The following is a 7554-nucleotide window of genomic DNA, read 5'->3' as shown; positions in this document are numbered from 1 at the left end:
TCCTGTTTGCTGTAGTAGCCGCCATAGCGCTGGCTGATGTTGGTGTACTGGGGCTGGATAACCTCGTTCGGTCCTCGCCAGGCTCCGATTCGAGTCAGCTCCGGGTAGGCATCGATTTCAATCCGCCAGCCTTCGTCATCTGTCAGATGCCAATGGAAAGTATTGAATTTATAGCGAGCCAGATGATCGATCAGGTGCTTGAGCCGCTTGATTGGGTGAAATTGCCGGGCGCAGTCCAGCATCATGCCACGGTACGGATAGTTGGGTTTGTCCTGAACCTCCACCATCGGGATCATGTACGATGCATGGGCCTGGTGGGTGGGGCTTGGCGGGATCAGCTGAAGCAGGGTAGCCGTTGCATGGGCAAAGCCGCTGTCCGATCCGGCCTGAAGCCAGATATGATCGGGCTCGACCAGCAGGCAGTAGGCGCCTTCGGCTAAATCCTCATGAAGCTGATAGCTGATATTGCCCGTCTGGCAAACAGGGATATCCTCATGGAGTAACTGGCCCAGTTCGGCCTGAAGCCAGCGCGAGCTGCCGCGCGCCTTGTCTGTCGGCGGCGTAATTGCCGCGCCTGACTTCAGCATAAATTTGCCCGGCAGTCTGATCATCGATTCCGGCTGCGGGATCAGGTTGATTGGCTTGGCTGCGGGAAGCGGAAGCGGTAAGGGTTCGGTGGCTGGCTGATCAAGGTTGATCGTGGTTATTTTAACCGGTACCGGCTTGATGAAACTGCCTTCAGGTGAGGTGTTCAAGAAGGCATCGACAATCCCTTCATCGTACATTGTGAAGGGCTTGGTATTGACGGTGAATTCAGTATAAAAATGGGAGTTAGGGCTTAATGACGCCGAGTTTCCCGGCATCAGAATGCAGTAGCTACCCAGTTGCTTGAGTTGGCCGTTTGAAAGCGTTTCTGCCAGGATCCAGCGGCAGAAAGTGAAATGCAGCGCCCAGTTGTTCTGTGCCTGATCACTCAGATTGTGCAAGGTAAGGGCAAAACGAGACTGCTGCTCATTCTTGCTTATCACGGTCAAATCGAGACGGTAACTCATAGTAGCCTCTTAAAGTGGGTAAAGGTTGTGACAACCTTTTGCCATCGCAATAGCCCCGTCCATGGCATCTCCCTGAGGAAGTGCCAGCCGGGTTTTAAACGGAGGTGCCAGCCAAGGCTGGATATGCTCGCCGATGCTGCCCATCAGGCAGACCTGCTCGGCGCCGCGCCTGAACAGTGCCGACAGCAGCATTTCAACATCCGCTGCCGTCTGCTTGAGCATCTCGATTGCCAGGCTGTCGCCTTCGGCGGCATGGGCAAAAATAGCGGGTGAGAACTGGCCATAGTCACAAGGGCGGGCCGTTTTGGACCAGCTGACAACGGCATCGATATCGTTGTCGAAATGCTTCATGACATGCTGGGCCAGTGGCGTGTGAGGAACGATATCGTCGATACTGAGCAGGACCTGCTGGATCAGGCGAAGCCCCATAACGGCACCGCCGCCGTGATCGGAAATAGGGAACTCGCGACCGCCGATAACCTGCTGCTGGCTATCTTTAAGCAATATCCCGCACGAACCGGTACCGGCTATCAGGATTGCGCCTTCTTCACCTTTCCAGGCCCCAAGACATGCCCCGTAGGCATCGGTATTTAACGTGACGGCACCATAGGGATGGGGAAGTGCCATGAATTCATACCAGGATTCTTTTTGCTCGGCACCGGCCAGAGCCAGGCCAACGGACATACTGCCGAAGTCGGCCTCGGTGAGATTTGCCAAAGAGGCCGCGGTGGCAATGGCATCCTGAATCGATGCCATGGCGACACTTCCGCCCAGCATGATATTGGCACTGCCGGTCTTGGCTTCGCCAAGACAGTTTCCTTCCTGGTCGCAGATCCGGGCCCGGCAGGAAGTGCCGCCCCCGTCTACGCCGACGTAATATTTGATTGAGCTAGCCAAGTTGTCGTTCCTTATATTGAGTTGTTATTGCAAGCAAATACCAGCCACCATGCGGGATCCACTGCTCTCCCCAACGCCAGTTTTGCAGCATGTCGTCTTTGTACGGATTCGGTTTAAAGGCGATGTCCTGTTCGTTGTCGAAGCCGGAAGTGATACCGTTGCAAACCCCGCCCTTGGCGTTGCTGAACCCCAGTTCTGGCAGGTAATCAGGATTGTTGCGGCCATGGCCGTCCAGCATCGACATATCGAAGGGGTTGAGCCCCAGCAGCCAGTCTGTGAGTTTTTGTGCATAGACTCTGAGCTCTGATTTCAGGTTGTTGTCGAGTGGGTAGGCTTGTGCCATATAGGCCATGGAGACCAGCGAACCCAGGCGGGCATTCTCCCCCTGCCACCAGTAGCCGCTTTCGTTGTGGTGGGGAATGAAGAAGCTACTGTGCTTTTCGCCGTCAACGGGTTTGACATACTGGCGTGGATAACCGAACGGATTGGTGACTTCCCGGGTGATGTTCAGCTCGAATTGCAGCGCGTTGCTCAATATCTGAGTGAGGTCCACACGTTGCGTTTCGTCTGTTTCTACTGTCAGGTACTGCATCAGGCTGATAGCCGGCAGACCTGCTTCCGCTGCATGGTAGTAGGGGCGGCTGCCGTCATGGTTTGCCGACCAGAAATACTGCTGGGCCTGATCAGACATCTGCCGGGCTGCCAGCTTCCTGGCCCAGCGCCTGCCTTCTTCAAGGTAGCGGTTGTTGCCGGTGGCGTTGAACAACTCGACCGCTGCCAGCAATGCACAGTACTCGTCGATGATGTTCTCGGTGCCGTCATTGAGGTACTGGGTGTTCATCTCAACCAGGTGCCAGTAGCCTTTTTCGGCAGCCTGCAAATAGGCTTCGCTCTGGGTTTTGTCGTTCCACCCTAGTTGGGTAACTTGCGTCGACGTCAACCAACGTGAAGCGGCGGCCAGAGCGGCAACGGTGATCCCTCCGCCCTGACGGAATGCAGCCTGATAATCATCCGACTTGATGCCGTCCTGTGTAGCGTATGCACAGACTTCCCTCTGCGCCGTGTCCTTGCTCCACTTGTCGAACACCGTCATATAGAAATAACCCCGAGGGTGTTGCATCCGCTGCAGGAAATCAGCCCCGAGAAATGCCTCCTCCAGCAGGCGAATTCGGGTGATGTCGGCTATATCTTCCTCGCCCTTCAGCAGCTCAAAGGCTTTGAACATATTCCAGACAACCATCGGGGTCTGCTGCGGGTTCAGGTAGTTGCTATAAGACAGGTGGCTGAGGTATTTGCTGACATCACCCGAGGCGTCATACCAGCCTCCGTGAACATCAGCGGTGTCTTTGCTGCCAAGTACCGGTGCATGCTGGTCGGCACGGTCAAACACACCGCTGCAGCGCTGGGACTTGAAGTAGTGCAACACATCGCTGAAGGTGCGCTGCATCAGCAGCCCCTCGGCGATGGTAAAGGGTTCGGAAAGGTGCTCGCCAATCTGGATGCGAAACTCCCCGCATCCAGTGAAGACGGAAAAGTCAACCAAATAGGTATAGCCGGTGTGCCACTGGGCGACTGGACCACAGGCTTTAAGTGGCAGCTGCATAATAGGTTGGGCATCTTGGCAGCGAATAATCTCTGCATGGGGTGCCGGCAAACCGGGTTCCGCCAGCAGGATAGCCTGCTTGGCACCAAAACGCTCATAGCCAAGGTGGTTCGTTAACAGCTGCATTTATCCTCCAATTAGTTTTCGTATAGGTAACAACGTACGAAATGGTTTTCTGATAGCTGGGTTACGGCCGGAAGCTGTTCGCGGCACTTGTTGGTTGCATGGGTACAGCGGCCGGCAAACGGGCAGCCCAGGCTGTCCGGTGTCCAGAGCGGGATCTCGCCCTTATTGCCCTTGAGTTTCTCGTGGATGGACTTGCTTGGATCCGGCACCGCTGAGACCAGCAACTGGGTATATGGGTGCTGGGGATCATGAATGATTTCCTCGGTATCGCCCCATTCCACCATGTGGCCGACATACATCACGGCCAGATCCTCGGCAATATAGCGGGCGGTCGCGATATCATGGGTGATATACAGTAGGGCCATCTCGCGCTCGAACTTCATCTCTTCCATCAGGTTGAGAACACCGGCACGAATCGAAACGTCCAGCATCGAGGTCGGTTCATCAGCCAGGACAACCTCGGCACCGACGGCAATGTTGCGGGCCAGGTTGACGCGTTGGCGTTGGCCACCGGAAAGCTGGTGGGGGAACTTGGCAGCCGTTTCTTTGGGCGGGATCAGACCCACCTGTTCAAGCAGGCTGTAGACTTTCTCTTCCAGCTCCTTCTTATTGCCTGAGGTAACCTTCTTGTGGATCAGCAACGGACGGGCGATGTGGTGGAAAATCGTATGGGTCGGGTTCAGGGAGCCGAACGGGTCTTGCCATACCATCTGGACACCCTGGCGATACTCCATGAGTTCGCTGTGCTTGTTAATGTCGGCAATATCCCGACCGTAGTACTCGATGTGTCCGCCGGTTGGCGGATACATCTTGGCGATCATTTTAGCCGTGGTGGATTTGCCCGAGCCTGATTCGCCGACAACGGATAGGCCGCGGCTCTTGTACATTTTGAAAGATACGTCGTTGATGGCGCGCATCTTGGATTTGGTTAATGAGTTACTGTTAACTTCAAAATCCTTGATCAGGTTTTTGCCTTCAATAATTGGTTGTCCGACAGGTTTGCTCATATTGCCTCCTAATTGCTTCCTATTTTTTATTAACTGCTTTTATTGAATAGGTGGCAGTTTGAAAAACGACCGGGTTCAAGTTGACGTAGCTGGGTTGCTTTGCTGAAACAGGCATCATGGGCTTTGCTACAGCGCGCCTGGAAGCGACACCCCTGAGGCACTTCCAGCAGGTTCAATGGGTTGCCAGGAATACCGGTCAGGCGTGTTTTCGGACCTGTCAGCGGCGGGAAAGAGTTACCCAGTCCTTCTGTGTACGGGTGGAACGGCTGTTCAAGGATCTGCCGTGACGGGGCAACCTCGATCAGCTCGCCGGAGTACATGATCCCGATGCGGTCGGAGAATTCGACCATCAGCGAGATATCATGGGTGATGAACAGGATAGAAAAGCCAAATTCTTCCTTTAATGCGTAGATCTTTTGCAGGATCTCGCGCTGGACCACCACATCCAGAGCCGTGGTCGGTTCATCCATGATGATCATCTTCGGGTTCAGGGCCAGGGCAATCGCAATCACCAGGCGCTGACGCATACCGCCGGAAAACTGGTGCGGGTAGTCCTGCAAGCGGCTCGGATGAATATCAACAATCTCCAGTAACCCTTCGGCGCGGCGAACAGCTTGCTGTCGCGTCATGTTGGTATGGCGCATGATCACGTCGCAGAACTGCTCTTCCAGCGTCAGTACCGGGTTGAGTGCGTTCATCGCACTCTGGAACACCATTGACATTTGGCTCCAGCGGAAAGCTGAAATGTCGGCCTCGCTGTACTTGAGAATATCGCCATGACCGTCAAAGATAACCTCACCTCCGGTGATAAATGCTGGCGGCTTATGCAGGCGCATCAGCGAGAAGGCAACGGTGGACTTACCGCAGCCTGACTCACCGGCAAGGCCGAAGACCTCGCCTTTGCCGATATCAAAGCTGACATTGTTGACCGCACGGACGTCGCCGGCATCGGTGATGTAGTCGACACAAAGATTGCGAATGGAGATCTGTGGGTTAGTCATTACTTTTCTCCTCCCTGCAGGGCAGGCTGAGCGGTTTCTAGTGTCTCTTTTTGTTTTTCGGTGTTTTGCTTGGCCATGTTTTTCCAACGGCGCATGCCTTTGTGAGAACGTAGCTGCGGGTTGGCAATCTCATCGACGGCAAAGTTAAGCAGGGCCAGGCCGACAGCAATCAGGGTAAGCGCGATACATGGAACCAGGAGCTCCCACCAGGCACCGACAAGCATTGATGATGATGTCTGGACGTTGTACAGCATGTTGCCCCAGCTGATGGTGCCCGGGTCGCCAAGACCAAGGTATGACAGGGTTGCCTCAGTCATAATGGCCAGCATGACCGAGCCGATGAAGCTCGCGCCCACGATAGAGATCAGGTTAGGCAGGATCTCGACGAAGATGATGCGTATGGAGGATTCACCGAGTACCTCGGCGGCTTTAACAAATTCTTTTTCCCTGATAGATAATGTTTGTGCACGAACAACCCTTGCGCCCCATGCCCAGGCGGTGATCCCGATAACCAGGGTTATCGTGACGGGTCCGGCCTCTCCGATGAAAGCGGCGATAACAAACAGCAAGGGGAGCTGGGGAATAACCAGCATGATGTTCATGGCGGCAGAAAGAATGTCATCGACCCGACCGCCGAAGTAACCGGCAGACACCCCGACGAGCGTAGCCAGAAAACATACCATCAGGCCGGCACCGAAGCCGACGGCTAGCGATGTGCGTGCGCCGTAGACGACCTGTGACCAGACATCACGTCCCATGCGGGTGGTGCCCAGGACATGGTCCGCTTTTTTGGACATGCGTAGGGTACGGCGACTGTCGGCCAGATTCTCAGCAACCCAGCCGTCAGGATTGTTTTGCGCGGCCTTGACGACGAACGCTGGGTACTCATGCGGGTTACCCGTTTTCTTGTTCGGTACATGCTTGGTAATGAACGGGGCAAAGATTGCGGCCAAAATAAAGAGCATGATAATGGTTAACCCGGCCAGGGCTTTATGGTTACTGGAAAGTAACTTGATCAGACCTTTCATAATTATTTGCCTCCCTTGCGTAGGCGAGGGTCAAGTGCGACGATGAGGATGTCGGCCATGAAGTTAAAGAACAGCATAAACAGGGTCATAATGAGCAGCTGACCTTGAAGAACCTGGTAGTCACGCGCGTTGATGGCGTTTAGCAGTACCGTACCCAGGCCCGGATAGTTGAAGATCATTTCGATAATAAGCTGGCCGCCGATTGCCATACCCAGTGCCATCGACAGGGCGGTGACACTTGGCAGCATGGCATTACGTGCTGCGTATTTGAAAACGACGCGGTTTTCACTCAGGCCCTTACCTTTGGCCATGGTGATATAGTCTTCGTTGAGCAGGTTTATCATGTTGTTACGCATGTTGATCAGGAAGCCGCCAATCTGGATGATGGTGGCACAGAAAAGCGGCAGCACCGCGTGGTAGAGCACGTCCTTGATGAACTCCCAACTGGTCCAGTCTGGCGAAGTACCTGCGGTATAGGCATAGGTAGACGGGAACCAGCGCAGACCGATTGCGAAGGTGTAGAGCACGATCATCGCGACAACGACGGGTGGAACAGCCTGCACGACCATCATTCCCGGCGAAATGAAGGCGTCATATTTACTGCCGCGCTTCCAGGCTGCAAAAATACCCAGTGTCGAGCCAAGGCAGAAAGCGAGAATAACAGCGGTACCTGCCAAAAATAGTGACCAGCCTACGGCTCCGGCCATGACATCATTTACTGTCTGCGGGTAGGTCTGGATAGAGATACCCAGGTCCCAGGTCAAGATGCCTTTGAGGTAGACAAAGTACTGTTCGTAGATCGGGCCGTCGACAAAGCCCAATAGCTGTTTCATGGAGATC

At 54.6% G+C, this 7554-nt stretch carries 7 protein-coding genes; all 7 read right to left on the bottom strand.

The genetic code is table 11. The features are described 5' to 3' along the window. Positions 1–1052: family 20 glycosylhydrolase (locus tag MHN01_RS10595; RefSeq protein WP_239411327.1), on the bottom strand; the 1052-nt coding region annotated here is incomplete at its 3' end. 9 nt (positions 1053–1061) lie between these two features. Next, a complete protein-coding gene (locus MHN01_RS10590; RefSeq protein ID WP_239411326.1) occupies positions 1062–1949 on the bottom strand; it encodes an N-acetylglucosamine kinase in 888 nt (295 codons plus the stop codon). Beyond that, complete coding sequence (locus tag MHN01_RS10585; protein ID WP_239411325.1) at positions 1942–3678, bottom strand: glycoside hydrolase family 9 protein; 1737 nt, start codon at positions 3676–3678, stop codon at positions 1942–1944. Before MHN01_RS10585 ends, MHN01_RS10590 begins: the two co-directional genes overlap by 8 nt. A gap of 11 nt (positions 3679–3689) precedes the next feature. Then, a complete protein-coding gene (locus tag MHN01_RS10580) occupies positions 3690–4685 on the bottom strand; it encodes an ABC transporter ATP-binding protein (RefSeq protein WP_239411324.1) in 996 nt (331 codons plus the stop codon). Between the two features lie 29 nt (positions 4686–4714). Next, a complete protein-coding gene (locus tag MHN01_RS10575; RefSeq protein WP_239411323.1) occupies positions 4715–5686 on the bottom strand; it encodes an ABC transporter ATP-binding protein in 972 nt (323 codons plus the stop codon). Beyond that, entirely contained in the window at positions 5686–6714 is a 1029-nt protein-coding gene (locus MHN01_RS10570; RefSeq protein ID WP_239411322.1) for an ABC transporter permease, read from the bottom strand. Before MHN01_RS10570 ends, MHN01_RS10575 begins: the two co-directional genes overlap by 1 nt. A gap of 2 nt (positions 6715–6716) precedes the next feature. Then, positions 6717–7554 (bottom strand): ABC transporter permease (locus tag MHN01_RS10565; protein WP_239411321.1); only part of this gene is annotated, 838 nt, incomplete at its 5' end.

The sequence above is a fragment of the Photobacterium sp. OFAV2-7 genome (assembly GCF_022347985.1).
GTDB lineage: Bacteria > Pseudomonadota > Gammaproteobacteria > Enterobacterales > Vibrionaceae > Photobacterium.
This window is presented reverse-complemented; position numbering and strand designations above follow the sequence as displayed.

Excerpts from the sequence above, each read along its gene's own strand:
- MHN01_RS10570 (WP_239411322.1), bottom strand. The coding sequence starts at position 6,714 with ATGAAAGGTCTGATCAAGTTACTTTCCAGTAACCATAAAGCCCTGGCC.
- MHN01_RS10575 (WP_239411323.1), bottom strand. The coding sequence starts at position 5,686 with ATGACTAACCCACAGATCTCCATTCGCAATCTTTGTGTCGACTACATC.
- MHN01_RS10580 (WP_239411324.1), bottom strand. The coding sequence starts at position 4,685 with ATGAGCAAACCTGTCGGACAACCAATTATTGAAGGCAAAAACCTGATC.
- MHN01_RS10585 (WP_239411325.1), bottom strand. The coding sequence starts at position 3,678 with ATGCAGCTGTTAACGAACCACCTTGGCTATGAGCGTTTTGGTGCCAAG.